This window comes from Synechococcus sp. PROS-9-1 (assembly GCF_014279775.1).
Taxonomy (GTDB): Bacteria; Cyanobacteriota; Cyanobacteriia; order PCC-6307; family Cyanobiaceae; genus Synechococcus_C.
Genome location: NZ_CP047961.1, coordinates 1,026,919 through 1,053,820, shown reverse-complemented (window position 1 = coordinate 1,053,820; position 26,902 = coordinate 1,026,919). Strand labels below are relative to the sequence as shown.

The window sequence follows — 26,902 nt, the reverse complement described above, 5'->3', positions numbered from 1 at the left end:
TCCTACGAAGCTCCGAGCCATCATCAAAACTCTTTCTAGTGTCAGTTGAAGATGTAAACTCGTTGTTTGTTACTACGCTTCGCTTCTGCGGCGCAACGTCCTTTATGGCTAAAAACAAGGGCGTCCGGATCGTGATCACTCTCGAGTGCACTGAATGCCGGTCCGCCTCCGCCTCCGAAAAGCGTTCTCCCGGTGTGTCTAGGTACACGACGGAGAAGAACCGACGGAACACCACTGAGCGGCTGGAGATCATGAAATTCTGTCCCCAGCTCAACAAAATGACTCTCCACAAGGAAATCAAGTGATTTTGCAGGTGTTCATCGTTCAACAGCTTTCCTGAGTTATGTCTAGTTCCTTCTTTAAGAAGCGTCTTTCTCCGATCAAACCTGGAGATCCCATTGATTACAAAGATGTGGATCTACTTAAAAAATTCATCACCGAGCGAGGAAAGATTCTTCCTCGTCGTCTGACTGGGCTGACTGCTAAGCAGCAGCGCGACCTGACCAATGCGGTAAAGCGTGCTCGCATCGTGGCGTTGCTGCCCTTCGTCAACCCCGAAGGCTGATCCACTGGCTTCGTCCTCTCTCCAACCAGGAGATCTTGTCGGCGTCCAAGAGTCGAAGGGGAACCAACTTGCTGTCGTCGAATCTCTTCAAGGCAGCAAAGCGCGCTTGAAGCTTGGATTTGATCGCAAATCCGTTGTCTTACCTCAGCGGCAATTGGATCTCATTTGCCCCCTGCCATCCGGAGCTGAGCTTCCCGATGGCCTGGGGGCTTCTCCATGGCATCTCAAATCCGAGCAGGTCCACCCATCTTGTCTCGATCGTCGCAGCTGGGGCGCAGCATGGCTCCTATTGCTGGAATCGGATGAGACCGTTGAGATTGATTTTTTCAGTGATCTGGTCTGCGGAGGAAGCAATCCAAGCCAATTGGCCCTGTGTTGGTTGGCCTTAATGGGGCCACAATTTTGGTTCCGTTATAAGCAAGATCAGATCAAGGCACGCTCGGCAGCCGAACTCAAACCGCTGCGCCGACAACAGCGGCTCAAGACTCTTGAACAGCAAATCGAGCAGCATTGGAAAAAGCTATTAACCGCTCGACAACCGCTTGATCTGCAAGGCCTCCCCCCAGTTCTTGGTGCCAGGTTTGAACAGCTCAAGGACATGGTTTCAGGGTCCCTCGAATTCGCACAACTTGACCGGGTGGTTCAGCAAAGCCTGGTGGGGCTGCGCCTAGATCAAGACAGGGCAGACGTTCGCCTTCTGTTGGTGGACCTCGGCCTTTGGGACCCCCATCAACTTGTATCAATGGCCGGCACTCCCTGGTCTTCAGGATTTAGCTCAGCTCTGCTCGAGGAGGCTGAACGCTTGGTGGAGCTCAACACGAGCGAACGCCCCGGTGACTCCGAGCGCATCGATCTTTGCGATCAGCGCTGCGTCACGATCGACGATGAAGACACTCGAGATATTGATGACGGGATCGCGCTGGAACGTTGCGAGGATGGCACTCAAAGAGTCTGGATTCATATCGCTGACCCAGGGCGACTCATCGATCAAGACTCAGCCCTCGACCTCGAAGCCAGACGCCGCGGTAGCAGCCTCTATTTAGCGAAAGGCAATCTGCCGATGTTTCCAGAATGCTTGTCAACGGGGCCTTTCAGTTTGCGAGCACGGATGCGAACGGCTGCCTGGAGCATCTGGGCTGAACTCAGCAGCGACGGTGAACTCGGAGATCACGGGATCCAGCGCAGCTGGGTTCAACCGACCTATCGCCTCAGCTACGAAGACGCCGATGAGTTGATCGAATTGGCACCTCCAGAAGACACCGATTTAGCAGAATTGGATGCGCTCCTCAGTCGAAGGCGAGGCTGCCGAGTACGCAATGGAGCCCTTCTCATGGACCTTCCAGAAGGCCGGATTCGTTGTCGAAATGGTCAGCCATCTCTCGAAGTCAGTGAACCTGGTCGATCAAGGCAAATGGTGGCTGAAGCGATGATTTTGGCCGGTGCCGTGGTGGCCAGAATTGCGGAGGTGCATGACCTGGCCTTGCCCTTCCGCAGCCAACTCCCAGCTGACCTCCCCCCCAGCTCCGAATTGGAGGCACTGCCCGATGGAGCCGTACGTTTCGCCGCCATCAAGCGTTGTCTCAGTCGCGGACTGATGGGAACCCAACCTGCAGCACATTTCAGCTTGGGACTTGCCTCCTATGCCCAAGCCACATCCCCCATTCGTCGCTACGGGGATCTCGTTGTACAGCGGCAATTCCAAGCCCAACTCAGTGACGGTGACAGTGGCGAGGAACCGCTCGACCGCGATGCACTTCAAGCCCTCTTGAGTGACTTCGATGCAGCGGTGCGAGAAGGCATTGGTATTTCCCGAGAAGACCAAAGACACTGGCAGCAGGTGTGGTTTGAACACCATTGCAAGGAGCAGTGGGCTGCACAGTTCTTGCGCTGGTTGCGTCCTCAGGATCAGCTTGGACTGGTGCGCATTGACGACCTCGCCATGGATGTGGCAGCTGAATGCCCTAGAGATTCAGAACCGGGCGAGGGCCTATTGATCAACGTGCAGCATGTGGACTCGGTGCGCGATCAACTCAGGCTGGTGGCTTCGGCTCACTAACTCCCCCTTGAGCCATGCAGGCTGATGCCCCGTAACCAGGGCCCCCAGGGGTTGGCGACTGCGAGTAACTCAATGGCCTTAGGGCGTTGCTGATTCGCCAGCCAATCGCTCAGCTCCGGCTCCAAGGTAATCAAGGGCCAACGACGGCCGCTCACAAGTTCCAATTCGTATCCACCTTGGCCATCAGGCAGCAGCATTCCTGACCAAACGGCCTGTTGAGGCTGGGGAGGAGGTGCCATCTCAGACTGCGCATCAGAACCGAGCCAACACCCATCACCGCCGAGGAGCTCAGGGGTTTCAAGACAGGCACGCTGTCTTTTTTGCCAGTGTGGATGATGCCAAGGTGTGTCCCAGAGCGGAACAATTCCAGAGGGAGCCGTGGGCTCCTCGATTAGGAGCTCTTGAAGGAGACGAACGGGCAGAGTTGCGAGTGGACATTGGAGCCGAATCGACAGGGCAGCCGCTGCGCCAGAAGCCTGTCCCACATTAAAGACAAGAGGTTGGAGCCTGGTCGCCCCATTGGCCATATGGCTCGTACTGAAAGCCTTATCAGCAGTCAGCAAATTATCCAGGTCAGCACTCACCAGCGCTTGATAAGGAATGCAAAAAGGAGTCCCTGACCAGCGGCCACCCCAACGACAGCTTTTTGGGGCAAGTGGCCAATCAGGTCCGGGATAGTGATGGTCGTTGGCGTAATTGCCAACAGCAATCGATTCCAACGCACCAGCGTCATTTAAGGGAAGCGCAGCGATGGATTGACCGGTCGTCTGAGGCAGAAGATCCTGTTCAATCACCGTCTTGAGACCGACCATCCGGCGCCCCTCACGCCAATAGGGCATTCCAGCCAACCAGGGAGCTGGGCTTCCTGCCTCCTGGGGGAACGCCTCTCCCCGCGTTAACCAACCGGAGCTACATCGCTGAAGCTCATCCGCAAAATGCAGGCTGTGAGCTTGCATCTCAGCCATGAGCTCCTGTTCCGCCTTGGGATCCGCGTTGAAGGCTCTCTCCAATCCCCGATGCCAATCGTTGCCATGCAGGGGCCAATTCAGCATCACCAATCCCCCAGGCAAGCGGCCATAATTGATGGTGCGCTCCAAACCAAAGGCTGCACAGGCCTGTTCAAACGGCTCGGGTAACAGCAACGGTGCTCCGTTTGGATCAAACCCTGAAGCGGGATCAGCCAAAAGTCGATTGCTCTGAAGCTGAGCCATCACCACCCAGGTGGGGGATTGCACTGGCTGCTCACGAAAAAATCGTTCTGTCTTAAGCCGCTGCTCACTAGGAGCGCTCGGCTCCCCCCACAACTCTTGAGCCTCCCAACCAAAACGAAAGGGTGCCTCAGCCAAGGGCAACAAATCTCCGCGATCACTACCATCTATCACCACGTCACAGCCAATGCGATAGACATCGCCAGCGCATTGAATCAGCACTGCTTGTACAGATGATCCAGAACGTTCCACATCCAGCAGCTGACAATCCGCCCACCACTGAAGATTCGGGAGTGCCTGCACCCAGTTTTGAAGAATCCGCTCAGCCGTCGTTGGCCGATAGCCAAAGCAACTCACCCAGTTTTGATCGAGGCCTTCTGGCTCGTTTTGATACAAAGCCCTAAGGAATGCACCCCACAATCCGGTCTGCCAAGGGGCGAGTTCATTTCCATCAGGACAACACACTCCGGCCGTGCTGACCATTCCCCCTAGCCAGCGACCAGGGGTCAGCAGAAGCGTGCTGGCGCCGGATCGAGCAGCCTGGAGTGAAGCGGCAACACCTCCAGTGCCACCACCCCAGACCACCACTGGGCTATGGCAAGTTTGCGCGCTCATCCCTGAGCCGAATCGCGACTGCTGTTCATCAGATCGCAATTGAGGCGAAGCGCCTCGGCCCAGATCCGGAATAAATCAAGTTCAGGTTGGCTGAGCTGCTCAGTCAGCTGCCTCTGTTCCTCAGGATCGAAGTCTCCATCGACGAACGCAACGTTGGGAAGTGGCATGACGAAGCGAAGGGAGGTCGTTAGGATCCAAGGCCGGAAGGGGATCACCCCGAGACGACCATGATTTATACCCTTACAACCCCTCTTTACTACGTCAACGACAAACCTCATTTAGGAAGCACGTACACCACCATTGCCTGTGATGCACTGGCTCGCTTTCAGAGACTTGAAGGTCATGAAGTGGTGTTTGTCACTGGTGTAGACGAACACGGTCAAAAAATTGAACGCACAGCCGCTGCACAAGGAATCAGTCCCATCGATCACTGCAATCGAGTAACAGCGAGCTACGAAAAGGCTTGGAACGAATGGGAGATCAGCAACGATCGATTTGTCCGCACCACGTCACCACGCCATTTGCCGCTTGTCCAACAGTTTTTTCAACGTTGTGAAGAGGCAGGAGATATCCGCAGTGGCCGTCAAACCGGTTGGTATTGCGTTGGCTGCGAGGAGTTCAAAGATGATCCTGCCGAAGCGGTCAACCCAACTTGTTCCATCCACCAGAAAACATTGGAGTGGAGAGATGAAGAGAACCTTTTCTTTTGTTTATCTCACTACCAAGAAAAAATTGAAACCCTGCTCAACCAGTCTGATTTCATTGCACCAGCGAGTCGTCGCAAAGAGATTCAAAACTTTGTAGCGGGCGGATTGCGCGACTTTTCCATTTCAAGGGTCAATGTGGACTGGGGATTACCGGTACCAGGGCATCAAGGCCATACCTTTTATGTGTGGTTCGATGCCTTACTTGGCTACCTCACGGCTCTATTAGATGACGGTGGAAGTATTGACCTTGAGCGCTTAAAAGCTGTTGGCTGGCCAGCAGATCACCACGTGATTGGCAAAGATATCCTGCGTTTTCATGCTGTGTATTGGCCAGCAATGTTGATGTCAGCCGGTTTACCACTACCAAAAAAAGTATTCGGGCATGGTTTTCTGACCAGAGAAGGCCAAAAAATGGGCAAATCAATTGGCAATGTTCTTGATCCAAATGTGCTCTTGAATCGCTGCGGCAAAGATGCCGTGCGCTGGTATCTCTTACGCGATATTCAATTTGGTGATGATGGTGATTTCCAACAACAGCGTTTTGTTGATCTTGTCAACAATGACCTCGCCAACACCATTGGTAATTTGCTGAACCGAACCTCTTCGATGTCTCGTAAATGGTTTAACGAGTCCGCACCCATCGTTGAGTCCAAAGACAGTGATAGTCATGCGTTACGCCAAGCTGCCGAAACGGCAATCGCTTGCGTCCGCGAGGCCATGCCCTTAATGGCCTTTCAGAAAGCGGCTGAGGCCATTCTTCAGCTTGCCATTCAAGCGAACGGATACCTCAACGACCAAGCACCTTGGAGCAAAATGAAGAAGGGTGGCCAGGATGCTCAAGTCGCAGTGGACTTATACGGAGTTTTAGAAAGCGCTCGACTGGTGGGATGGCTTCTGCAACCTCTCGTCCCTGATTTGAGCGAACGGATTCTGAGCCAACTCAACCAACCGTCAAATACGGCACACTGGTCCGGACAACTGGTGTGGGGAGGCCTCGAATCAGGCCATCCCCTCCCCCCGCCACAGCCTGTGATGCTACGGCTGGAACTCGAAGAAGCACTGTGACTCTCGCTCAGCGATTCCACTCCGGCAGCTTGCAAAAAAGCACCAGCTGGATCACTCCAGTGCTTCTCAGTACCTTCATGCTGGGCTGCGGCTCCTCAACAGGAAACCGTTCGAAAACAGTGGCACCACCACCATTTGTGTTTCGAAAGCTTGAGCTTGAACAGAAAAAAACAAGTGGAGATATCGACTGGAAACTCTCGAGTCCTGAAGCACGCTATGAACTCTCTCGCAGATTAGTAAGGGCCAAGAAACCCGTTGGGATTCTCTATAACAACAACAAACCTTCTTTTGAAATTAGGGCTGACATTGCTGTAGTCGTCAATGATGGAGAACAAGTTATACTTGAAGGAGATGTTAAGCTTCAGCAAATCAACGGGCAACAAATATTGATTAAAGGAGAAAGATTGCGTTGGCAACCACAACTTTCTCGCCTTGTGATGGAACAACAGCCAAGGGCTTTTGATGATCGTTCGAGAATCACCGCAACCTTTGCAGTCCTTCGGCAAGATACAAGTGACCTCACACTCAGCGGTCCCGTTCAACTGGATCACTGGAAAGGCAAGCTCGCGCTCACTGTCAAACCAGATACAGCTGTCAGAACAGGGAAAGCATTCTGGAACCTTGAAAGTGGCTCACTTAAAGCGAATGGACCAGTTCTTGGCCAACGTCGTGATCAAGAGGGCGTTGTCCTCGAGCAACTAGAAGGACGGGGATTGATCGGAAATACGCAGAAAGGAGTGATCACGGTGAAATCTCCCGTAATTGTGACCATGCCAAGAAATAAAGGCCTGCTCCGTGCCAAAGACACCAGCTGGAATTTCCGTCAACAAACGCTCAGCAGCAATGACCCATTTCAAGGCTTGATCAATGAAACCCAGATCAATGGTGAACGTTTCCTTGCTGAACTGGATCAAAGCGCTGTGGTGATCCCTGAAGGATGTCGAATCCAACAACCTGGTGAACTGCTAGAAGCTCGCAAATGTCGCTGGAATTGGAAAACGGACGACGTGTTGGCAACTGGAGGGGTTCGCTTGGAACGCGATGACAACAATCAAATTACGGAGGCACAAACACTGAGCGGATCTGTGGGAGACGAGGGGGCACTAATCTTTTCTGCTCCAGGTAACAAAGTCCGGTCTCAACTCAGCATTGAGGAGCAAACAAACAATCAAGATCAACAGCCACAACGTTCCAAACCTCCAGTATTGTTTTAACTGATATTCATTCCCTGAATCATTCTTACGACCGGATGCATTAGCAACTGCCATCTCTGCTTATGGCATGTTGCTCAAGTGATACGCAGTCAGTTCGCCTAGAACAGTTCGTTTCAAAGGAACTTCAAGACTTAATCGAGAATGGCCGCGTCTTTAGACTTAAAGCAACACAAGCCGACACTGAGCTACTTACACCTCAAGCTATTCTTGGGTTTAGGATTAAGGCTAATCTGTCTGCATATGTTACACATTATCGATCTAGATTAGAGCGTAAATAAGCGCCGAACAAGCACACAACTTTCGCAAAAAATACATCCCCAAAACCGCCAATCATTCTCGAGAAGCATGCATAGACTTCTCGCAAAGAGGTAGAGATGAATGAATCAATAGATATCAGCCATCAAACGGTAATCAAGAGAGCGATCAGATGTGCTCGATTAGCGCATTAGAAACAACAGCTGCAAGAGCCAAGAAACCAGCGACAGCAAGGATGCTCATGAGAAGGATTCGAACATGCATTAATCATTTCTCCTGGAGATACCTGTCGTCTGTCTCATTTGAGACCAATCTAAGAATTGCCACAGACCTCGCCAGCTCTTGCCAGCAACCAAGTCGCTGCCCAGCCGAGCCAATAAGGAATTGGCATAAAAAAGCCCCCTTTCGCGAGGACCTTTTTTTTTGCGGATCCCGTTCAAAGGTCGCCTCGAGGAACTTAATGTTTTGGTAACGGTTTGTAAAGGTCTTTGACTAAGATCTTTTCATCCTGACCTCCAGATATGAACCACTCCCCAAACATCGCTTTCTTTGGCGGCACTGTGATCATCGCCATCATGGTTATGGCAGCTTTTGCAAACCTGGCAAACGCTTGACCACGTGGGTCCCCAGGATCACGGCAATAATCTCTGCCCTAGTTTCCGAATCCGTGGCCAATAATAATCGGGCAACCAAACGAGAAAAACTTCGAATTACTGCGATTACAGGGTTTCCTCTTCAGCCTCTGCAGAACTCAGTGTTGTTTGAAGACGTTCAGCCCAACCGCTCAGCCAACGTTCATCGGAGCGACTGAAGCATCGTTCTGACCAACCACCAATCACAACCCAGCCGCTTTGTCCCAGGGGCTGCACCATCACGGAAGGCAAGCCGGGTAAGACGGGGTCAAATTCAGCTTTCCCTGGGTAGAGGGCTGTTTTTACAAGAGAAATCAGTTCTTGCTTTTGCCGCGATCGTTGACAGATCTCGCCAGGTTCAAAATCACCAGCACCTAAAAGGCCCCGGCGAAGCAGGACCGAGTCCTTCCAAAACACAAGGATCGTGGCAGCAGAGGTCGCGGTCAGGAACTGATGGCTACCCCATGCCAGTTCAGCCCGAACCTCATCGGCCAAATCAGAGGAAAGCACAAAACCCTGCTCACCCTCCAGTTCAACTGCTTCCGGACTGCGTGGAGAGGCCCTCGTCCACAGGATGGAAACCAGCATCAAGCCAACGCCTGCCATCCCGGCAAGAACATCGGCTCGCTCCAGGCTTGGAGTAATGGTTTCAGCGGTGCTGGCGTTAAGGATGGAAAGACCCAAAACAAGAACACCTGCGAGCAAACACCATTGGTTGGATCTCAACATTTTTTGCAACTCATGAGCAGTCAGATCAATGCACTTTTGCTGAAATAGAAGTCAACCCTTCAAAGCTGATGACCGAATCCGAAGCCTTTGCCGCGATCGCGCTGGCCACAGTGGCTTGTGATGGAGTTCTGGGCAAAGATGAAGCGCATGCTTTAAGGCTTCAACTGGAATATCGAACCCCTTACAAGGATCGAAGCGAGAGTGAGATGGCAATGTTGTTTGACCATCTACTCAAACGCCTTCGCGAGAAAGGATCAAGTCAATTGATCAAAGACGCCCTACCCCAACTCAAACAATCGCAACAGGAAACAGCACTTGCTGTGGCCGTGCAGCTGGTTCACGCTGATAGGACCGTGACCACTGAGGAACAAACCTTTCTCGACGAGCTCGCTCAAAGCGTCGAACTACCTCAAGGCAAAGCTCAAGCAGTGATGGACGCGATCATGGCCTTGAATCACGACAGCCTTGCCAACTGACGGCAGACTCCACCAATCGAACGCCTCATGATGCCTAGCCTCTTCAAGTCTCTGCAGCTGCTCATCGCCGCAAGTCTCTGTTTCTTTTTGGCAGTGCCAGCGGGTTTTGCCTTATCTCCCCAAGACTTACCAGCTCAGCCGCCGGATGAAGCCGTCCTGGATTCAGCTGACGTGTTGAGTCGGGCTGGAAAGAATGAAATCGAAACGCGACTGAATCAACTGGAGTCTTCCAAGGTGGACGCCAGGGTGATCACCCTACGGAAACTGGACTACGGGCTGAGTCTCACGGGATTCGGAGAAGAATTGGTGGAACGTTGGTCAAATAACGACAACAGGAGTGAGCGTCCTCTGCTTCTTTTCCTTGAAGAAACTCAGAACAAACAAGCTGCGGTTGTGATCTCAGCAGAGCTGAGCGATCAACTACCAGACGCGTTGCTCCGCAGTACTGCTCGAACCACGATGAGTCAGCCGATGCGTGATGGCGAGAGATTCCGACAGGCATCCATGGATGGAATTGATCGAATTGCAGTCGTTCTTGATGGGGGCGAAGATCCAGGCCCACCGATTGAAATTGAACGCACCACGATTCCCACAAACGTTCCCACTGTTGAGGAAACACGTGAAAGCAATGCCTTCACTTGGGTCATTGTGCTGCTGGTGGTCGGAACCATTGTGCCGATGGCCACCTGGTGGGTCTTCTCACGCTGATCAGCTATGGCATTTCGCAATTGGATAGGAGCCTTCGGCAAAGCCAACGCACTTGATTTCAACTCTGACCTCGATCGGGGCTATGAAGCGGCCTTATTAATCCAGAGCTTGGAACTGGAGTATTACGGCGACCGACCCATTCGTCCCGAACTTGAGCTCTCTGTTCCGAAATCAGTGCAGGCGACAGTTCTGCGCAAGTTTCGAGTTGCGATCAATGTTTGTCGTTTGTCGCTAGATCAACTGGAGTACCAGCGAGCCCAGCTGGATCCCCAGGAATTACGTCAACTTCAGCTGATTGAAAGTGTCGTAAATCGGTATAGCCCTAAACGGGCTGCGGGGGCTCCAACCATGACTCGCGCTCCAGATCCGCTGCCGCGCTCACTGCTCGGGGTCTTCGACAAGGTGCGCAGGCAGCTCAATCCTGCCGGAGAAGCGACATTAGTTGCAGGCTTTAGAAGACGCAGGGATTCAACCCTGATCTCGTTGAAGGTTCTTTTACTACTGATTCTGGTACCTCTGTTAGTTCAACAGGTCGGCCGCACCTACATCATCAGTCCTGCTGTAGACCGCTTTGCTCCAGACCTGCCCTTCTTGAGTTACCCAAAGCCACAACTTGAAGAACAAGCTGTTGAAAAGTTGAGAGTTTATAAGGCAGAAATTGAATTCGATGCCCTTCTTCGCGGCGACTCAATCCCAAGCCAAGAAGAACTACAACAACAATTAGGCAAGAAGGCTGCTGAGCTCAAAGAAGAGGCTGACACTGAAAGCACCCATGCTGTGAAAAATGTTTTAGCAGACATTTCAGCCACGCTTGCCTTCGTCATGGTTTGCTTGTTCAGTCGCGAGGAGCTTAGGGTTCTTCGCGGATTTTTTGATGAGGCTGTATACGGATTAAGCGACTCAGCCAAAGCCTTTGCGATTATTCTCTTCACCGACATCTTTGTTGGATTTCATAGCCCAGAAGGCTGGACTGTGCTTCTTGATGGCATTGCAAATCACTTTGGATTTCCAGCACGTGAAAACTTTATCCTGCTTTTCATCGCTACATTCCCTGTGATTTTGGCGACAATATTCAAATATTGGATCTTCCGCTATCTCAACCGTGTCAGTCCATCCTCAGTCGCCACATTGCGAGGCATGAACGGAGGCGGATAACGCTTTGGCTCATCCAAACACAAAAAGCCCAGAGCTTCCCAACGGGCTCATTGTTGTTAGCGGACCAAGCCGTGGAGGGAAAAGCAGATGGGCTGAACATTTGCTCAGCTCTCAAGAGACGGTCACCTACGTAGCGACCTCTGCCCATCGTTCGAATGATCCAAGCTGGGATGAACGGATGCGACTACATCGAGAAAGACGACCGTTGCACTGGCAACTACGCGAACCGGGATCAAAGCTTGCTGAATGCATACGCAGAGAAGATGCCAATCAACCCTTGCTGATCGATGCCCTTGGAGGCTTTACGGCCGTGCACCTCGATCGCAATGATCTTCAGTGGGAGCAAGAGGCGGAAGATCTGGTTCAAAGTCTTCTCACTCGAAGACGCCCCACCGTGATCGTCATTGAAGAAACAGGCTGGGGTGTCGTCCCCTCCACAATGATTGGCGGATTGTTTCGTGACCGCCAAGGCTGGCTAGCCCAACGATTAGAACAACACGCGGCAGACAGCTGGCTCGTTGTTCAAGGCAGAGCTTTGAATCTCACTCAATTAGGCATGCTCGTTCCGTGAAGAAAGCCTCAATCAATCAATCCTTAATTAATCAATCATCTGGCAAACAATCTTCGGATGAGAAGCCTTTGATCCAAAAACCCTTGAGGGTGGCGCTATATGAACCTCGAATTCCTCCAAATACAGGAAATATTGCCCGTACTTGTGCAGCTTTTGGTTTGCCGTTGGATTTAATTGAACCTCTTGGGTTCAGTCTTGAAGATCGTTATTTAAAAAGGGCTGGTCTTGATTATTGGCCTCACGTAGACATCACCATCCACAAGAATGTCGACGCATTTTTTGAGTCCCTTGCCCAAGTCTCAAGGGTGATTGGCTGTAGCCGTCGAGGAGGGGTGCCTCTTCAAGACATGCAGTTCCAACGGGGAGATATTTTGTTATTCGGCAGGGAAGACACCGGCCTATCGGAAGCAACACGCAGCCGATGCACCCAGATCACAACCATTTCGATGCCATGTAGCGCCGGAGAAGATGGCCTAGGGGGCGTACGAAGCCTCAATCTTTCTGTGGCTTGTGCCATCGTCAGCCACCAAGCAGGCTCGCAGCTGCAGTTGTGGTAATTGGCAAGCTGACACTTCAGCCCTTGCGCCAATCTCCTACACCCGTTACTTTCAGGCCGTTCCTGAGCTGTGGCGGCTTCTCCAGGAGCGGTACCAATCGCTGATTCAGATGAAGCCCCTTCTCGTTCTCGTTACGGCAATCGCATCAGGAACGTCTTTATCTGTTTTGGCGCAGCATCCAGGTTTTGCCGATGCTGGCCGCGTACAAGCACCCTTTCTTCTGGCATCGGCACCAGCAACCCAAAGCAGAATTTGGGTGAAGGTCTCGACTCAGAGCACTCTTAAAGGTATAGCGGAGGATCTGGGATATTCCTCCTCTGATCTCATCGCTCTTAACGACCAGTCATCCTTTGAGTCGATCCAGGCTGGCTCTTGGGTAGCTCTCCCTTCTGACGCTGAGGAAGGACTTGAAAACGCATCTCGCCTTGACGCAACAACCGTTCTCCACAGCGCACCGCTCCAATCTCCTCCTGTTCCGCCACCCGTTGTTCGCATCAAAGCGAACGAATCACTTTCAACGTTTTCTCGAGATCAAGGCGTCAGCCTGAGTGAATTGCGCTCGCTGAATCCCGGTCTGGATCTAGCTCGTATGACCATTGGTAGCGAAGTGCGTGTTGCCAAAGCTTCACCGCTGGCTCTGTTAGCGATTCGCCCTATACGTTCAGGTGGTGCAAGCTTCCCAGATCTGCCGCCATTGCCTGGAGTAGAGGAAGAGGATGATTCGGTTGGGAATCAAACCTTCGTGTGGCCTACAAAAGGGGTCTTCACCTCTGGCTTTGGATGGCGTTGGGGCCGTATGCATAAGGGCATTGATATTGCAAACAACGTCGGAACCCCAATCGTTGCTGCCAGAGATGGGGTTGTGAAATTTTCAGGTTGGAGGAGTGGCTACGGTTATTTGGTTGAGTTGACTCACTCCGACGGATCATCCACCCGTTACGCCCACAACAGTCGCCTTTTGGTCCGCAAAGGACAAATCATTCCCCAGGGAGTGAGAATCTCACTCATGGGCAGTACTGGGAGAAGCACTGGACCTCATCTACATTTTGAAATACGCCAATACGGTGGTTCAGCATTAGATCCAATGGCAAAGCTTCCAACACGTCGTCGGGCCTAAGAGGTCCTGACGATCGTCTAAAATTTAGAGGTTACGGCTCGGTAGCTCAGCTGGTTAGAGCGTGGGATTCATAACCCCAAGGTCGGGAGTTCAAGTCTCCCCCGAGCCATTTTTTATTAATTAAATTGTTTTAATTCGAATGAATCTCATCGCATTTCGATGGCGTTAAGTCGCTCTCTGAATGATGTTGGGCTGTCCTTCGTCGTTTCTTCAAGCGTTAAAATTGGTTGATCTTCTGGAACAGGATTGGGGCGCCGCTGTTGTCGTACAGATTGTCCGTGATGAGGCCTTGCCTGAAGCACGAGCTTTCTGGTCTGGGCATCACGATTCAGTGGCTGACTTTTGAGCTCGCTGCGGACTTGATTTAAGAGTCGGAAGTGACCTGTACTGCTGAATTTGCGTAATAAGGCCTGATCCCAAGCCATGGGTTGATCAATCATCTATTTATTTTAGGACTCCATCAGCAGCAAGCTATGCGCGATTCCGCCAACTGCAGGCAAGGGTAGGGCGTGATAAATTAAGCGATGTAACTAGAAGTCGGACCGACTTTGGATTGAGTCTGGTCTGCTGCTTCCGTCACGTACCCATCGACCTTTCATCATGACCGACAACGGTTGCCTGCGCGTGGGCCAACAGGCCCCTGATTTCACAGCTACCGCTGTAGTTGATCAGGAGTTCAAAGAGATCAGCTTGTCTCAGTACCGCGGCAAGTACGTGGTGCTGTTTTTCTACCCACTGGACTTCACCTTCGTTTGCCCAACTGAAATCACAGCGTTCAGCGATCGCTACTCTGATTTCTCCAGCAAAAACACCGAAGTGCTGGGTATCTCAGTGGATAGCCAATTCAGTCACCTGGCTTGGATCCAAACCGCACGCAATCAAGGCGGCATCGGAGATATCAACTATCCGCTCGTTTCAGATCTGAAGAAGGAAATTTCCACTGCTTACAACGTTCTCGATGACGCTGAAGGCGTGGCTCTGCGTGGTTTGTTCATCATCGACCCAGAGGGTGTGATCATGCACGCCACGATCAACAACTTGCCTGTTGGCCGGAATGTTGACGAGACCCTGCGCGTACTTCAAGCATTCCAGTACGTGCAGTCCAATCCAGATGAAGTCTGTCCAGCTAACTGGACACCAGGCGAGAAGACCATGAAGCCTGATCCCAAGGGCAGCAAAGAGTTTTTTGCTGCGATCGGCTGATCGACACCGTCATAAGGCTTTAAGGATCAGCCCTTGCAGGCACTTTAAGTCGAATGGCCAAATGATTGAGGTCACGGGATAGGTCACTGATCTATCCCGATTTTTTATGTCTTGTCTGTCTGTGATTGCGCGCTTCACTAGTCCTGCTTGTCACGCATGCGCGGACGCATCGCCTGACTCGATATCGTCTGGAGCATCCCACACGTCTTCAATCAGAGGTCCCCTCGTTGCCGTTCCTGCAGGCTGTGGCTGGTTAGGCTGGCATCACCGTCTTCTGCTGTGAAAGGAGAGTGAGTGATCCAAGGCTGGAGAGGGGAAGGGGAGCTTGGACGAATTGATGGTTCAAAAGATATCGTCAAATAATTAGTTATTCATTTATTGATCCCTGCTATCGATATTAGCCTGTGCTTATTAGTAGGTTTGCATATTGCTTCCGGAACTGGAATAATTTAATCCCAAAGCCACTACAAAATAATAGGGCTATAAATCCTTATCAAGCTCCTGCACAACAACATCCTTGGTTCCACTCCCCTGAAGAAGAGCATCAAGGCCCGTGCGTAAATCTTTGGCCATCGCAACACGGCTGCCATCGCTGACTACAACACGCGTTAACGTCGGCAAACCACCGCGACGTGCTCTTAAATAAATCGGCTCAACATAGAGAAGAGCATTCCCAAGTGGCACTACCAAAAGGTTGCCTTGGACCACTTGAGAGCCCGCACGGTCCCAAAGACCAAACTGCTGGCTAATCACCGGATTCTGATTGATCAAAGCCTGGATCTGCTCAGGGCCAAAGATCGGAACATCACTAGGAAATCGCAACAGAATCAGTTCTCCATAATGCTCAGAATCGTTTCTAGCCGCTAACCAACCGGAAAGATTGGGACGTGCTAGCGGAGTAAGCGGTTGTAAAAGTAAAAACTCAGAGTCAACACTCGGTTTTACTTGCGCAGTAATATGATATGGAGCTACTGGAATCTGCGTCTTTCCATACAGCTCTTTTGGTACTTGCCAAACGTCATCTCCACTATAGAAAATGCGTGGATTTGTAACATGATAGCGGAGCAATTGCTGTACCTGTAATTCAAACAAAGAACCAGGAACCATCAGATGCTGACGCAAAGATGTAGGCATTGACTCTAAGGGCTGAAATAATGCGGGGAAAACCTTCTGCCAACCACGAATCATCGGATCGTCAGGTTCACTCACATACAGATGAACTGTGCCGTTATAAGCATCAACGACAGCTTTCACTGAATTGCGTACATAACGCATCTCTTGTCCATCTGGAAGTGTTGATGCATAGGGATAAGTGTTTGAGCTGGTGTATCCATCAACAATCCAGTACTGGTGTTGATCGTCTTGATACTGATCAAGACCAGACTCCATAGGAACTGATACAAGATAGGGATCACCTTTCAACTGCAAAAAGGGTGCTAAAGCCTTCACACGCTTTTTGACATCACGTCGAAGTAATAGGCGTGAATCAGGTTGAAGGACGCCCGTATTAAGCAACCTTGGATCACGGATGTAGATCGATGCAGCAATCCGCTGTCCTAAAGACGCCAGTGGGATGCCAGCTCCACCTGAATAATGGTTGTAGGTATTTTCGTCTCCTTCTGGATGATTAAATTCCTCAATTTGTGTTGGAGCAACGGCATAGGGAGATGGAAGCATTCCGAAATAGAGCGCAGCTCGTCCAATCGGCACATTCTTCTTTACATCGTCACGACTAATATCAAGAAATTCGTTGCCATTAATACTCGCTGAACGACCAATATCGCTTATAAAATAATCAGGCAGTCCATCTGCAGCGCTTGAATTCACTGGACTCAATGTGAATCCAAAACCATGTGTAAAGACAAAGTGACGATTTTGCCAAGTACGTGATCGCTTGGGGAGGGCCGCCTGGTCGAGTTCACGCGCAGCAAGGATCACCTGCTGGCGTTCCAGTAAATCAGGACGCAACTGATAGCGATCAACAGCTGCATTCGTAAAGCGGTAGTAAACCCTGAGCTGCTGAAGCTGTCGATTCGTAGCAAGAAGAGGTTGGCTATCCCACAAACGAATATTGCGCAACGTACTGGCACCGTCTTGGAGATCCCTGGGACTTAAGCGAGGAGAAGGATCAACTTGTCGGGTGGTAATTCGATCCAATTGATAGGCATGACGCGTGGCCTCAATCGCACGACTGATGTAAGGGCTCTCGAGCTGTAATTCCCGCGGACGCACCACAAGCCAATGCATCAAAGGAAACAAAACCATCTCCAATCCAAAGGACGCCACAGCAATACAGGCAAGGATCAGCCTTAACTGACGGCGACGAAGACTGGAAAAGGGTGATGGCAAGACAACAAACGCCAACACGAGCAGGGCAATCGAACCCACCGATCGCAGAGGAAGCAGCAGATGAACATCGAGCCAACCAGCGCCTGCAACGATTCCATCCTGAGTCCAAAGCAACTGGTGCCTTGAGAGCCACATCAACCCGGAGCATGTGATCAGAACCAAAGCAAAACCAGGCCTCAAACCATGTCGCTGGCGCACAGTTAATCCTGGAAAGGTCCAATCACTAAGGCAAGTTGAACGTGTTAATTGACTCCATAAAGCTGTACTCAGCGTGAGTGAAAGTTGCAAAAGCACTAACTCAAGGCCAAGCGCAATCGCAGAAAAACGACCCAACCCAAAGCTCACATCAGACCCGAGCATGGGTTCAATGCGGCCAAGATCTGGAATCGAAAGAGCAAGGCTCCAGAGCCCCCAGCTGCGCGCAACGATCAAACAAATGCACACACTTCCATAAACCTGTGCGAGACCTAAACGTCGGCTGCGGGTGAGGCCGAACATGATCAAAATCAGCACCAGAATGGACAAGCTCAGCAGCGGCCAACCTGTCGAAAAGGGAAGACTCCACCAATACGACAATGAAAAAGGTTCGCTCCAGGCCAGCCAAGCCAGTCGTGTATCAATGGCGAGAACGGAGAGCAGCACCAGGAGAGATGTCAACAGACAGAAGCCGTAGCGATAGCCAGTCAGGACAGGTCTGCGCTCAACCTTTTCTAATTCAGGTGAGCGCAGCCAAGATTGACGCCAAAGCGCACAACTACCAACAAACAAAAAAGCAAAAAGTGCGCCTGCTAATTGAAGAAATAAGCGTTTGCCGTAAACAGACCCGAGTTCAAATTGATCGAACCAATACCACTCCACCTGCAGCCTGGAGAGAATCACAATCAATGGGATCAACAAGATCCCAAAACGCCCCATCGTCGGGATGATTTTTGCCACTGGAGTGGAGCGAATCAAGTCGCAACTGGCCTTTGGGCCAGGACAGTTTTGTTGAGAGGTGCATCAAGACCGGCCAAATCATGAAAACGCGAACTCGATAGCGTTTCTTCTGTAATCAAGGCTTCAACAAGACGATCCATCACCTCGCGACGGGTCTCTAACAAGGCGATCGCTTCATTGAGAGCTTGGATTGCCAGTTGGCGGACACAAGCATCAATCGCTTTACCTGTGCTCTCCGCATAAGAGGGACGGGTATGGATCAAGTCTCTGCCTAGAAACACCTGCTGATCTCCACCTTCAAGCGCAACAGGCCCCAGAGAAGAAAATCCAAAGCGAGTCACCATTTCTCTGGCGAGCTGAGACACCATTTGCAGGTCTCCACTCGCCCCCTGGGTAATCTCACCAGGCCCAAACACCACCATCTCTGCTGCACGACCGCCGAGTGCCATCACAAGACGGGCCCGCAAATAAGCCTTGCTGACCAGGCCGGAATCAATCACCTCCTCATCAGGGAAGAATCGGGTAAATCCGCCCACACCGCCACTGCGTGGAAGCAAGGTCACCTTGTCCACGGGATCGGCATGAGGAGTATGGGCTGCCACCAGGGCGTGGCCTATTTCGTGATAGGCGATCAGCCGTTTCTTCGCACTGTCTTGCAGTGGAGACGCGGATAAGCCCATCGTGATGCGTTCGAGGGCTGCCTCTAATTCTGAGCTGCCAACAAATGATCGGTCATTCCGCGCCGTAAGGATCGCGGCCTCATTAATGAGATTGGCCAGGTCAGCACCTGAAAATCCTGGAGTTCTTAAGGCCCAATCAGCCAGAGACACCTCGTCTGAAAGAGGCCGGCTTCGGGCATGGACCGCAAGAATCGCCTCACGCCCCTTGCGGTCAGGCAGGTCGACCTGGATACGACGATCGAAACGTCCTGGACGCATTAATGCCGTATCGAGCACGTCAGCCCTGTTGGTGGCGGCAAGCAGGATCACACCTGAATTATCAGCAAAACCGTCCATTTCTGTCAGCAACTGATTCAGGGTCTGCTCGCGCTCATCATTCCCTCCCCCAATTCCTGCACCGCGTTGACGGCCAACGGCATCAATTTCATCGATAAAAATGATGCATGGCGATTTCTCCTTGGCCTTGCGAAACAGGTCGCGAACGCGACTGGCACCAACGCCCACAAACAGCTCTACAAACTCAGATGCCGCAATCGAAAAAAACGGAACCCCAGCCTCCCCAGCAATGGCTTTGGCAAGCAATGTTTTTCCCGTTCCAGGTGGTCCCACCAACAGAACCCCCCGAGGGATCCGCGCTCCAAGACGGATAAAACTCTCCGGCTGCTTCAGAAAGGTCACGACCTCCTGAAGTTCCTCCTTGGCTTCGCTGATCCCGGCAACGTCCTCAAATCGAACGGTGATTTCATCTTGAGGGCGAATCCGCGCTTGACTGCGACCAAAGCCCATGGCCTTGTTTGCGGCCTGAGCTGAGCGACGAAGAAGAAAGGAAAGACCGATCACAATCAAAGCGATCAAGGCCAAATTTCCTGCCAATCCAGCCAAAGCTTGTTCCTGACGAACATCTTTCACCGTCAGGGGAACGCCAGCTGATTCAGCTGTGCGCAAGATCTGTTGATCGTTCGCCAGCGTGGACACAACGGCGTTGCGGCCGTCGTCGTATTCCACGATCACTTCCCGGCGAGCAGGAACCAATTGCAGATCTTTGACTTTTCCCGCTGAAATTTGCGTCAATAATTCGCTGTAACTCGGCGGTGGATCCGATTCGAAACGAGCAAACACATTGGTGGGCCTTTCCTTGGCATCGGTCCCAGATGCCTGGGAGACGATGATTTCACGATCTTCCTGACCTGAACTCACACCGTTCCTGCGATGTATTAAGAGTAGCGATTTGACGAGCGGACTCTCTAAAGTAGATTATGGGCGATTGGATGAGTTCCGGCTGCAATGGCTGTACCGAAGAAGAAAACCTCTAAAGGCAAGCGCAATCAACGCCATGCTGTTTGGAAGGCAAAAGCAGCCACTGCTGCACAACGTGCCATGTCAATCGGCAAATCAGTGTTGAGTGGCCGCGCTCAAGGTTTTGTGTACCCCGTTGCTGATGCTGATGACAGCGAGGACTGAATTCATTTCAAGGTGATCTCTCGAACAGCGCGTTGGTTCGTGAGATCAATCACAACATCGGATTGATGCAGATCCTGCAGCCAAGGTGCTGGAAATGCAGTTTCAATCATCCGAACAAAATCTTGGACAGCGGATTGAGGCACTTGAACACCGGTTGTCTTGGCTTGGGTCTCCACCTGCTGTCGCTTCCAAAGCCGGCTTGATGTGCCGCTTTGGGATTTGAGGTGCCAAAGCTTATCGATTCGATTCCAAATCGGTTCATAGTCAGGCAAGAGCCGGAAGAGCTGCTCGCGATACAGCAACTCTTCCGTCGTGAGCTCAAGCGAATGGGTGTTCTGTGTGCAAGAAAGCTCATCGGAAACGAGAACGCCCACGAACCATCCCTCCAGAACGACTAAATCAGGAGTGGAACGAACCCATTCACTGCGATCCCCTCGACCTTGACGTAGGGATTTATCAAAACGAGGGGCGTTCAACACACCCGTCTCTCGCCACTGATCGAGGGCCGTGGCCATCAACTCAAGATCGTGACTACCCGGTATGGCCCTGGGCACTCCCCAGGGATTTCCTGCCATCCGTCGATCAAGCTCCGGGCCAGGCCAATAAAAATCATCGATCGAAACAAACGCGATCGACCATCCCAACTCGGAGCTGGCTTGCACAAGCCAATCGCAAAGGGTGGATTTTCCGCATCCAGGGAGAGCACTCAGTCCGAGCAGGGGACGACCACCCATCTCCAAGAGACTCTCTGCCTGCGAGAGCAATGGCAACGCCACACCCAGCAGCCATTCATCTTTTACGTCTGCGGGCCAAACGCGACGCGCAAGCTCAAAACCACCGCGTTGCTGCCAAAGGCTCCACCAGCGCTCGGGATCGGACCAACCCAAGGCTTCAAGGAGCAAAGGCAAACCTTTGGGAGCCATTGGAGACGGATCAGGAGCCAAGCTTGAAGGCCTCAAAGACGACTGAAAACACAGCCCCGATACGGATGTTGTCGATCGCCAGCCAACCAATGGGCCAGGGTTCGCGTTTGACATACGTCCTAGCCCTCACCAACAGCTCAATCACGAACACCATCGAGAGCACAACAAAAGGGCGTTGTTGATCGACCTGTTGAAACCAATACATGGTGAAATTGCTGCCCAAAAGGAACCCGAGCAGCAGGGAAAGAACACCCAGGCTGCGGCGACGCCACGATCCGGTTAGCGATCGCGTGAGTTGAACACCAATCCGTCGCTGAAACTGTTCATAGCGGGTGAGATGGGTCGTCATCAATCAGGTAAGACGAGAAGCATCTGCAAGTACTCCAGCGTGACAAGCCCATCCACACAAGGGGGGCCGCTCGAAACACGGCATGGAAGCTGGGTATTTCCAAGATGATCCAGCACCGCCTCGGCTCGAGCTTGATACCGATAGAGCTCCTGATCCCATGGGGAAGGCATCAGGAGACAACGAAGTCCAGCCGCTTTGGCAGAGAGAAGGCCGGGCGTTGAATCCTCAAATGCCAAAGCCGCATCTGGATCGGTGTTGCTGCATTCAAGCGCCTTCAAATAGGGATCAGGACAGGGTTTATGGCTCGACACATCATCGGCACTAATCACCCCAGCAAACGGATGGACGTCACCGGGAAACAGGGTGTCTAACAGCGCGGATACGGAAAGAGCACCGCTGCTGGTCACAATCCATTGAGCAATCCCACGCTCCTGAAGCTCACCAAGAAGACGATCTACACCTGGGCGCAGAGACACAGCTCCGGCACGCACTGCATCGAGATAGTGACGCTGCTTGGAAGTGCGCAGCTGAGCAATCTGCGCATCACTCAAAACGTCACCCTGCTGCTGCGCAAAGGTTTTCATGCGAAGGCTTCCACCAGGAATGTTCAGCAAACGCTTATAGGTCTCTGGGTCCCAGGTCCAATTCAAACCCTGTTCAACAAAAGCTCGGTTGAAGGCTGGTCGATGCCCATCCATTTCTGTGTCCGCAAGGGTGCCATCCACATCCCAGAACACGGTCTTCAAGACAGGCATGACGGCCATGCAATTGATGGCAACAGCTTGAAGGACGAAGCACAATGCAGGCTGCTTGAGCTCCTGCCCGTTGCCGTCTGCCGCCTCGATTCAGCAATGGCAACTACCGCGGGGCATTGACCTCACTGCTTTGGATGGGGTTCCCCTTCCTCTGCCCCTCCGTGCACTGCTGTTCCGCCGCGGTCTGACAGAACCAGATGAGGTGAATGCACTGCTGAGTGATTCCCCCTTACCCAAGCCTGATGGCCACTTCCCTGACTTGGAAACGGCCGTCCATCGCTTGCGTCAGGCCTGTTTAAAGGCAGAACGCGTTGCAATCTGTGGCGACTACGACGCCGATGGGATGACGAGTACGGCGTTGTTGCTGCGCACCTTGCGCACCTTGGGGGCGGAACCCCAGGCAGCGATCCCAAGCCGTATGGCTGATGGCTACGGCTTGAACTGTTCAATGGTGAATGAACTCCATGACAGTGGAGTTCGGCTCATTGTCACGGTCGATAACGGAGTGGCTGCTCACGAAGCCCTGAGCAGAGCTGAAGATCTGGGCATGGAGGTGGTGCTCACCGATCACCACACGCTCCCAAAAACACCCCCAAAAGCTCTCGCTTTAATTCATCCGGCCACGACGCCGGACCACTCTCCCTATCGGGGGTTAGCAGGCGTTGGACTCGCCTATGTCCTGGCGAGAGAACTCGCAGAACAGATGCGCCAACCAGCAGCCATCTCCAGTGCTCGTGATTTGTTTTGCATTGGAACGGTGGCCGACATGGCACCGCTGACAGGTGCCAACAGGACACTCCTTAGAGAAGGGTTGCTTCATCTCCATCGAAGCAACTGTCCAGGAGTGCGCGCCCTCCAGCAACTCGCAGGACTCGGTGATCGCCCCCTGCGCGCCGATGACATCGGTTTTCAACTGGCTCCCAGAATCAACGCGGTGGGGAGGATCGGCGATCCCCAGTTGGTGGTGGATTTACTCACCGCAGACGACCAAAACAGCGCGATTGAGCTCGGCCGGCAATGCGACAGTCTCAACCGACAGCGGCGAGAACTCTGTGATGCCATTGAGGCCGAAGCATTGGCCTTATTGGAGTCTGACCGTGATCCCTTGCCACCATTCCTTCTGCTCGCTCAAGGCCACTGGCATCACGGAGTGATTGGCATCGTTGCTGCACGTCTGATGGAACGATTTCAACGTCCAACCGCCCTTCTGGCTGCTGATGGCGATGGCCTGATGCGGGCCTCGGTGCGGGCTCCAGAAGGGTTCGCTGTCGACAGCGCTCTCGACCACTGCACAGCCCTTCTTGAACGCCATGGCGGGCACCCCGCCGCAGGAGGGTTCACAGTGAAGCCCGAGCAGGTTCATCGACTGCATGAGCAGCTCAATGCCTTGGCAATGGACTGGATCGAAGCGCGTGGAGAAGGCCTTTTGGTGGAACCAGAAGCCCTGTTGTCGCTAGCAGCAATCAATCACGAACTCTGGTCGGCGTTGCTCACTCTTGAACCCTTTGGAATCGGCCATCCAGCGCCACTGTTTTGGTCGAGGGGTTGCAAGGTGACATCACAACGATTGCTCCGCGGCGGTCACCTGAAACTCACTTTGACTCAAGATGACTGTGAGCGGGAAGCCATCGCTTGGCGTTGGCAACAAACCCAACCACTTCCAACCAGCGTGGATGTGGCGTTTCGGATCAGCCTCAACCGCTGGCAAGGAGAAGCAAAACTGCAGCTCGAAATCCAGGCTTTACGAGAACATCACGCCTGCTTGGATCTGCAGCGCGGGCTAGTCGTTTATCGCTGCACAAGCCCCAACAAATCAACCGTAGAGATTCGGAATCAGTCTGGAGAGAGCCTGGCTGGGCTGATCAACAGCAAAGGAGTCTTCGAAAGCAAAGACAACAGGGCAAGACACCCTTATGTTGCTCGCCTCATTCAAGACGCTTGCATTGGCCTCGGCCTGCTTCCATGACCTCTGCTAAAACCACCAGCTCACTGTTCCGTGGACCAGCGTCGGTCTTGAACGAGATCCTTCGACTTGGGCGCCATTGCATTGGCTTGCTCATTGTTGGCGTCTTGATCGGATTGGCTTGCCTCCCCCTGAATCTCGTCGATCGCATTCAGGAGTGGTTCTTCGAGTTCTTGCCCACAACTGGCCAAACACGCTGGACCTCCATTGGTCTGCTGATTGCCCTTGCTCCCGTCGTGGTGATGCCAATCCTGTTGATTCTTCAACGGGGACCGTGGCGGGGCGGCGCTGGATCAGGAATTCCTTCAACGATGAACGCTCTGGAAGATCCATCGTTGATGCCAGATGCAATGGAAGCAGGCAGCACTCTGCACAGAGGAATCCTTTGGTCTGTGGCGACAGCAGCCATGTTTCCCCTGGGACGGGAGGGTCCGGTGGTGCAATTTGGCTCAGCAGTGGCACGAGCCACTCAAAAGCGTTGGCCCAATTGGATGCCAGCTCTCACCGAACGACAGATGGTCGCCATTGGGGGAGGTGCCGGTCTAGCTGGTGGTTTTAACACCCCTCTGCTTGGCGTTGTGTTCATGCTTGAGGAGCTCACAGCTGAATATTCAATCGTCACGATCTGGCCAGCTTTGCTGGTCTGCGTCGCCGCGGCTGGATTTTCAAACCTTGGAGGAGAACCGATCTTCGGGTTAGGTCTGATCAATGTGTTCGCGCCGGAAAAAGAACAACTCTTTTTGGCAATTCCGATCGGAATTGCCGCTGGTCTTGTGGGTGGATTCTTCAATCGAGGACTCGTCTGGACCACAGCACGTTTGGCTCCAATGGTCCGGCAGCGTCCCCTGCGCACTGGACTATGCCTTGGTGCCTCACTCAGTTTGCTCGCCCTGTTGAGCTGGGGTACAAGCACTGCGGATGGTGAAGCCCTCGTGAAACAACTTCTCGAGCGTGGCTTGCCGGGACTTGGCTCTGAGCACAACGATTTGCGCTCGGGGATCGTGAGCATTTGGATCACCGTTGTGCGGGTGATCGGTCCCATGCTCGCGCTTGCACCAGGCGTACCAGGTGGATTGATCGACCCATCGCTGACGTTCGGTGCCGTTCTTGGCTATACGGTCTGTGCAGTGATTGGATTCAGCACCCAGGTGGGTGTAGGTCTTGGCTTAGCAGCAGGACTTGCTGGAGCCACCCAATTGCCTCTGGTCTCCTTGATTTTTTCCTGGAGACTCGTGGGCGATCAACAATTATTTGCAGGCGCTTGTCTCACGGCCGTCATCGCCGCATACACCGGCCGGCTGGTCTCCCGAACACCGGTTTATCACGCACTCGCAAAGCTTCAGAGAGCTCCGCGCCTATAGAAGAGGATGAAGATCACTGCTGGGCCAGCAAGCGTGATAAGAGCAAGAGCCCCAAAATTTGCAATCAGGTGGATATCAAATCCCATGGAAGGAAAGCAGTTGATCAGCATGATGCCTCCAAAAGGGTACGGGGCGTTCCACCGCATTGCCCTCATCGAGAGGTATCACTGTGATGCCTTGTCACAGCTAGATCTGAATTGAGCCATGAGCCGCCCACCCCTTCACTGGTCTTGCCTGAATCACTGCGGTGCTTGTTGCAGGCTTGCTCCGGCTGAACGACAGGAAGCTCTTCAAGCTTTATCCGATGAACAGCAAACGATCTATCTGGAGATGGTGGGAGAGGACGGATGGTGTCGACATTTTGACCAGGGAGGCAGGCGCTGCAAGATTTATGAGCAGCGCCCAGACTTTTGCAGGGTGAGTGGTTTAGCCGATTTATTTGCGGTAGCTACGGAGGAGGTCAATGACTTCGCCATTGATTGCTGTAGGCAGCAAATTCGATCTGTTCATGGCGGAAGAAGCCTGGAACTGCGTAAGTTCGAGCGGTTGATTCGCTCACCTCAGAATTCCGATGACTGAAGCAGGTAGCGACAGCAAGCTTGGTTTTAATGCCGTTCTGCTTAGTACCTTTACCACCGTATTCCTCGCTGAATTGGGTGACAAAACCCAATTAGCCACGCTTCTCCTTTCCGCCCAATCCGGCGAGCCATGGGTGGTGTTTATCGGGGCAGCGCTGGCGTTGATCTGTTCAAGCCTGGTGGGAGTTCTGGTGGGACGTTGGCTCTCCACCATCCTTCCCCCAGAGCGCCTGGAACAAATGGCAGGTTTGCTGATGGTTGGACTGGGTCTATGGCTGGGAAGTCAGGCCTTGAAGTCACTAATAGAGACCCAATCACTCTGAAATTGTTATGTACTTCACCCTTCTCTTCTCCACGTTTGTGACCGTGTTCTTGGCAGAGCTCGGTGACAAAACACAGTTGGCAACAGTGGCCATCAGCGGCACATCCAATCGACCACTGGCGGTGTTTCTCGGATCCTCCAGCGCTTTAGTGCTCGCCAGCTTGATTGGTGCTGTCGCTGGAGGGTCATTATCCGCTGTCATTCCAGCCGACTGGCTGCAACTGGTTGCTTCCACTGGATTCTTGGTGATCGGAGGTCGCTTGCTCATGCCCATGCTCCAAGCCGGACTGGGATCCAGCCAGACCGAGGACTAAGAGGGGGATTGCGCACAGTCGGCGATTAGAGTTGCATTGTCATTCATTGATTGCACTACCCACTCCTCGAGTGCAACG

General features: G+C 52.6%; 28 protein-coding genes and 1 tRNA gene. 19 read left to right on the top strand and 10 right to left on the bottom strand.

Annotated features, from left to right (window positions below; genetic code table 11):
* Nucleotides 1-104 precede the first annotated feature (104 nt).
* Genes rpmG through SynPROS91_RS05580 form a run of 3 tightly spaced genes read left to right on the top strand, consistent with a single transcriptional unit; the run spans nt 105 to nt 2,621 of the window.
* The gene (gene rpmG, locus SynPROS91_RS05590; RefSeq protein ID WP_011619264.1) at nt 105-305 is read left to right on the top strand and encodes a 50S ribosomal protein L33; all 201 of its coding nucleotides are present in this window, start codon (nt 105-107) and stop codon (nt 303-305) included.
* A 38-nt stretch (nt 306-343) separates the two neighbouring features.
* Nucleotides 344-565 (top strand): 30S ribosomal protein S18, encoded by a 222-nt coding sequence (gene rpsR, locus SynPROS91_RS05585; protein ID WP_006041316.1) that lies wholly within the window; start codon nt 344-346, stop codon nt 563-565.
* Complete coding sequence (locus SynPROS91_RS05580; protein WP_186519105.1) at nt 519-2,621, top strand: ribonuclease catalytic domain-containing protein; 2,103 nt, start codon at nt 519-521, stop codon at nt 2,619-2,621. The genes rpsR and SynPROS91_RS05580 overlap by 47 nt, the downstream gene beginning before the upstream one ends.
* Here SynPROS91_RS05580 and SynPROS91_RS05575 read toward each other — a convergent pair.
* Both SynPROS91_RS05575 and SynPROS91_RS05570 read right to left on the bottom strand, forming a co-directional pair.
* Complete coding sequence (locus tag SynPROS91_RS05575; RefSeq protein WP_186519103.1) at nt 2,618-4,444, bottom strand: FAD-dependent oxidoreductase; 1,827 nt, start codon at nt 4,442-4,444, stop codon at nt 2,618-2,620. The two genes, SynPROS91_RS05580 and SynPROS91_RS05575, sit on opposite strands and share 4 nt — an antisense overlap.
* Nucleotides 4,441-4,611 carry a hypothetical protein gene (locus SynPROS91_RS05570; protein ID WP_186519101.1) on the bottom strand — a complete coding sequence of 57 codons (171 nt, stop codon included), beginning with the start codon at nt 4,609-4,611 and terminating at the stop codon, nt 4,441-4,443. The genes SynPROS91_RS05575 and SynPROS91_RS05570 overlap by 4 nt, the downstream gene beginning before the upstream one ends.
* Nucleotides 4,612-4,671: 60 nt before the next feature.
* On the opposite strand from SynPROS91_RS05570, the gene metG reads away from it, so the two are divergent.
* On the top strand, nt 4,672-6,216 hold the full coding sequence (gene metG, locus SynPROS91_RS05565; protein WP_186519099.1) for a methionine--tRNA ligase: 1,545 nt from the start codon (nt 4,672-4,674) through the stop codon (nt 6,214-6,216).
* On the top strand, nt 6,135-7,430 hold the full coding sequence (lptC, locus tag SynPROS91_RS05560; protein ID WP_186519097.1) for an LPS export ABC transporter periplasmic protein LptC: 1,296 nt from the start codon (nt 6,135-6,137) through the stop codon (nt 7,428-7,430). Before metG ends, lptC begins: the two co-directional genes overlap by 82 nt.
* Before the next feature lie 974 nt (nt 7,431-8,404).
* On the opposite strand, the gene SynPROS91_RS05555 is transcribed toward lptC, so the two are convergent.
* A complete protein-coding gene (locus SynPROS91_RS05555) occupies nt 8,405-9,046 on the bottom strand; it encodes a cofactor assembly of complex C subunit B (RefSeq protein ID WP_186519095.1) in 642 nt (213 codons plus the stop codon).
* Nucleotides 9,047-9,114: 68 nt separating this feature from the next.
* Between SynPROS91_RS05555 and SynPROS91_RS05550 the strand changes: the two genes are divergently transcribed.
* From SynPROS91_RS05550 to SynPROS91_RS05520, 7 genes are all read left to right on the top strand, one after another.
* A complete protein-coding gene (locus SynPROS91_RS05550; protein WP_186519093.1) occupies nt 9,115-9,522 on the top strand; it encodes a tellurite resistance TerB family protein in 408 nt (135 codons plus the stop codon).
* Between the two features lie 30 nt (nt 9,523-9,552).
* Nucleotides 9,553-10,230, top strand: coding sequence for a photosystem II repair protein Psb32 (gene psb32 / locus SynPROS91_RS05545; protein WP_186519517.1), 678 nt, complete (start codon nt 9,553-9,555; stop codon nt 10,228-10,230).
* A 6-nt stretch (nt 10,231-10,236) separates the two neighbouring features.
* Nucleotides 10,237-11,385, top strand: coding sequence for a proton extrusion protein PcxA (gene pxcA / locus SynPROS91_RS05540; RefSeq protein WP_186519091.1), 1,149 nt, complete (start codon nt 10,237-10,239; stop codon nt 11,383-11,385).
* A 4-nt stretch (nt 11,386-11,389) separates the two neighbouring features.
* Nucleotides 11,390-11,956 (top strand): bifunctional adenosylcobinamide kinase/adenosylcobinamide-phosphate guanylyltransferase, encoded by a 567-nt coding sequence (locus tag SynPROS91_RS05535; RefSeq protein ID WP_186519089.1) that lies wholly within the window; start codon nt 11,390-11,392, stop codon nt 11,954-11,956.
* Nucleotides 11,957-12,024: 68 nt separating this feature from the next.
* The gene (locus tag SynPROS91_RS05530) at nt 12,025-12,513 is read left to right on the top strand and encodes a tRNA (cytidine(34)-2'-O)-methyltransferase (protein WP_255439963.1); all 489 of its coding nucleotides are present in this window, start codon (nt 12,025-12,027) and stop codon (nt 12,511-12,513) included.
* Nucleotides 12,514-12,622: 109 nt separating this feature from the next.
* The gene (locus SynPROS91_RS05525) at nt 12,623-13,630 is read left to right on the top strand and encodes a M23 family metallopeptidase (protein WP_186519514.1); all 1,008 of its coding nucleotides are present in this window, start codon (nt 12,623-12,625) and stop codon (nt 13,628-13,630) included.
* A 35-nt stretch (nt 13,631-13,665) separates the two neighbouring features.
* A tRNA-Met gene (locus SynPROS91_RS05520) sits at nt 13,666-13,739 on the top strand.
* A 37-nt stretch (nt 13,740-13,776) separates the two neighbouring features.
* Here SynPROS91_RS05520 and SynPROS91_RS05515 read toward each other — a convergent pair.
* A complete protein-coding gene (locus SynPROS91_RS05515; protein ID WP_186519087.1) occupies nt 13,777-14,070 on the bottom strand; it encodes a hypothetical protein in 294 nt (97 codons plus the stop codon).
* A 160-nt stretch (nt 14,071-14,230) separates the two neighbouring features.
* Between SynPROS91_RS05515 and SynPROS91_RS05510 the strand changes: the two genes are divergently transcribed.
* Entirely contained in the window at nt 14,231-14,833 is a 603-nt protein-coding gene (locus tag SynPROS91_RS05510) for a peroxiredoxin (RefSeq protein WP_006852528.1), read from the top strand.
* A gap of 480 nt (nt 14,834-15,313) precedes the next feature.
* Here SynPROS91_RS05510 and SynPROS91_RS05505 read toward each other — a convergent pair whose 3' ends face one another.
* Complete coding sequence (locus tag SynPROS91_RS05505) at nt 15,314-18,097, bottom strand: UPF0182 family protein (protein ID WP_186519512.1); 2,784 nt, start codon at nt 18,095-18,097, stop codon at nt 15,314-15,316.
* A gap of 35 nt (nt 18,098-18,132) precedes the next feature.
* Nucleotides 18,133-19,995 carry an ATP-dependent zinc metalloprotease FtsH gene (gene ftsH, locus SynPROS91_RS05500; RefSeq protein WP_186519085.1) on the bottom strand — a complete coding sequence of 621 codons (1,863 nt, stop codon included), beginning with the start codon at nt 19,993-19,995 and terminating at the stop codon, nt 18,133-18,135.
* Nucleotides 19,996-20,082: 87 nt separating this feature from the next.
* On the opposite strand from ftsH, the gene rpmF reads away from it, so the two are divergent.
* The gene (gene rpmF / locus SynPROS91_RS05495) at nt 20,083-20,259 is read left to right on the top strand and encodes a 50S ribosomal protein L32 (protein ID WP_186519083.1); all 177 of its coding nucleotides are present in this window, start codon (nt 20,083-20,085) and stop codon (nt 20,257-20,259) included.
* A 2-nt stretch (nt 20,260-20,261) separates the two neighbouring features.
* Here the strand turns inward: rpmF and SynPROS91_RS05490 are convergent, their stop codons facing one another.
* From SynPROS91_RS05490 to SynPROS91_RS05480, 3 genes are read right to left on the bottom strand one after another with little or no spacing between them, the layout of a single operon-like run.
* Nucleotides 20,262-21,203, bottom strand: coding sequence for a kinase (locus SynPROS91_RS05490; protein WP_255439961.1), 942 nt, complete (start codon nt 21,201-21,203; stop codon nt 20,262-20,264).
* Nucleotides 21,193-21,531 (bottom strand): DUF565 domain-containing protein, encoded by a 339-nt coding sequence (locus SynPROS91_RS05485; protein ID WP_186519081.1) that lies wholly within the window; start codon nt 21,529-21,531, stop codon nt 21,193-21,195. Before SynPROS91_RS05485 ends, SynPROS91_RS05490 begins: the two co-directional genes overlap by 11 nt.
* A complete protein-coding gene (locus tag SynPROS91_RS05480; RefSeq protein WP_186519079.1) occupies nt 21,531-22,295 on the bottom strand; it encodes an HAD-IA family hydrolase in 765 nt (254 codons plus the stop codon). The genes SynPROS91_RS05485 and SynPROS91_RS05480 overlap by 1 nt, the downstream gene beginning before the upstream one ends.
* A 61-nt stretch (nt 22,296-22,356) precedes the next feature.
* On the opposite strand from SynPROS91_RS05480, the gene recJ reads away from it, so the two are divergent.
* Together recJ and SynPROS91_RS05470 are read left to right on the top strand one after the other, a co-directional pair.
* Entirely contained in the window at nt 22,357-24,252 is a 1,896-nt protein-coding gene (gene recJ, locus SynPROS91_RS05475) for a single-stranded-DNA-specific exonuclease RecJ (RefSeq protein ID WP_186519508.1), read from the top strand.
* Nucleotides 24,249-25,610 carry a chloride channel protein gene (locus tag SynPROS91_RS05470; protein WP_186519077.1) on the top strand — a complete coding sequence of 454 codons (1,362 nt, stop codon included), beginning with the start codon at nt 24,249-24,251 and terminating at the stop codon, nt 25,608-25,610. Before recJ ends, SynPROS91_RS05470 begins: the two co-directional genes overlap by 4 nt.
* Here SynPROS91_RS05470 and psb30 read toward each other — a convergent pair.
* The gene (psb30, locus tag SynPROS91_RS05465) at nt 25,589-25,696 is read right to left on the bottom strand and encodes a photosystem II reaction center protein Ycf12/Psb30 (RefSeq protein ID WP_038013133.1); all 108 of its coding nucleotides are present in this window, start codon (nt 25,694-25,696) and stop codon (nt 25,589-25,591) included. The genes SynPROS91_RS05470 and psb30 overlap by 22 nt on opposite strands.
* A 118-nt stretch (nt 25,697-25,814) precedes the next feature.
* On the opposite strand from psb30, the gene SynPROS91_RS05460 reads away from it, so the two are divergent.
* From SynPROS91_RS05460 to SynPROS91_RS05450, 3 genes are read left to right on the top strand one after another with little or no spacing between them, the layout of a single operon-like run.
* Nucleotides 25,815-26,189: a YkgJ family cysteine cluster protein gene (locus SynPROS91_RS05460; RefSeq protein ID WP_186519075.1), complete on the top strand. Its 375-nt coding sequence runs from the start codon at nt 25,815-25,817 to the stop codon at nt 26,187-26,189.
* Nucleotides 26,182-26,511: a TMEM165/GDT1 family protein gene (locus tag SynPROS91_RS05455; RefSeq protein WP_186519073.1), complete on the top strand. Its 330-nt coding sequence runs from the start codon at nt 26,182-26,184 to the stop codon at nt 26,509-26,511. The genes SynPROS91_RS05460 and SynPROS91_RS05455 overlap by 8 nt, the downstream gene beginning before the upstream one ends.
* Nucleotides 26,512-26,518: 7 nt before the next feature.
* Nucleotides 26,519-26,824, top strand: coding sequence for a TMEM165/GDT1 family protein (locus SynPROS91_RS05450; RefSeq protein ID WP_186519071.1), 306 nt, complete (start codon nt 26,519-26,521; stop codon nt 26,822-26,824).
* Nucleotides 26,825-26,902: the final 78 nt, after the last annotated feature.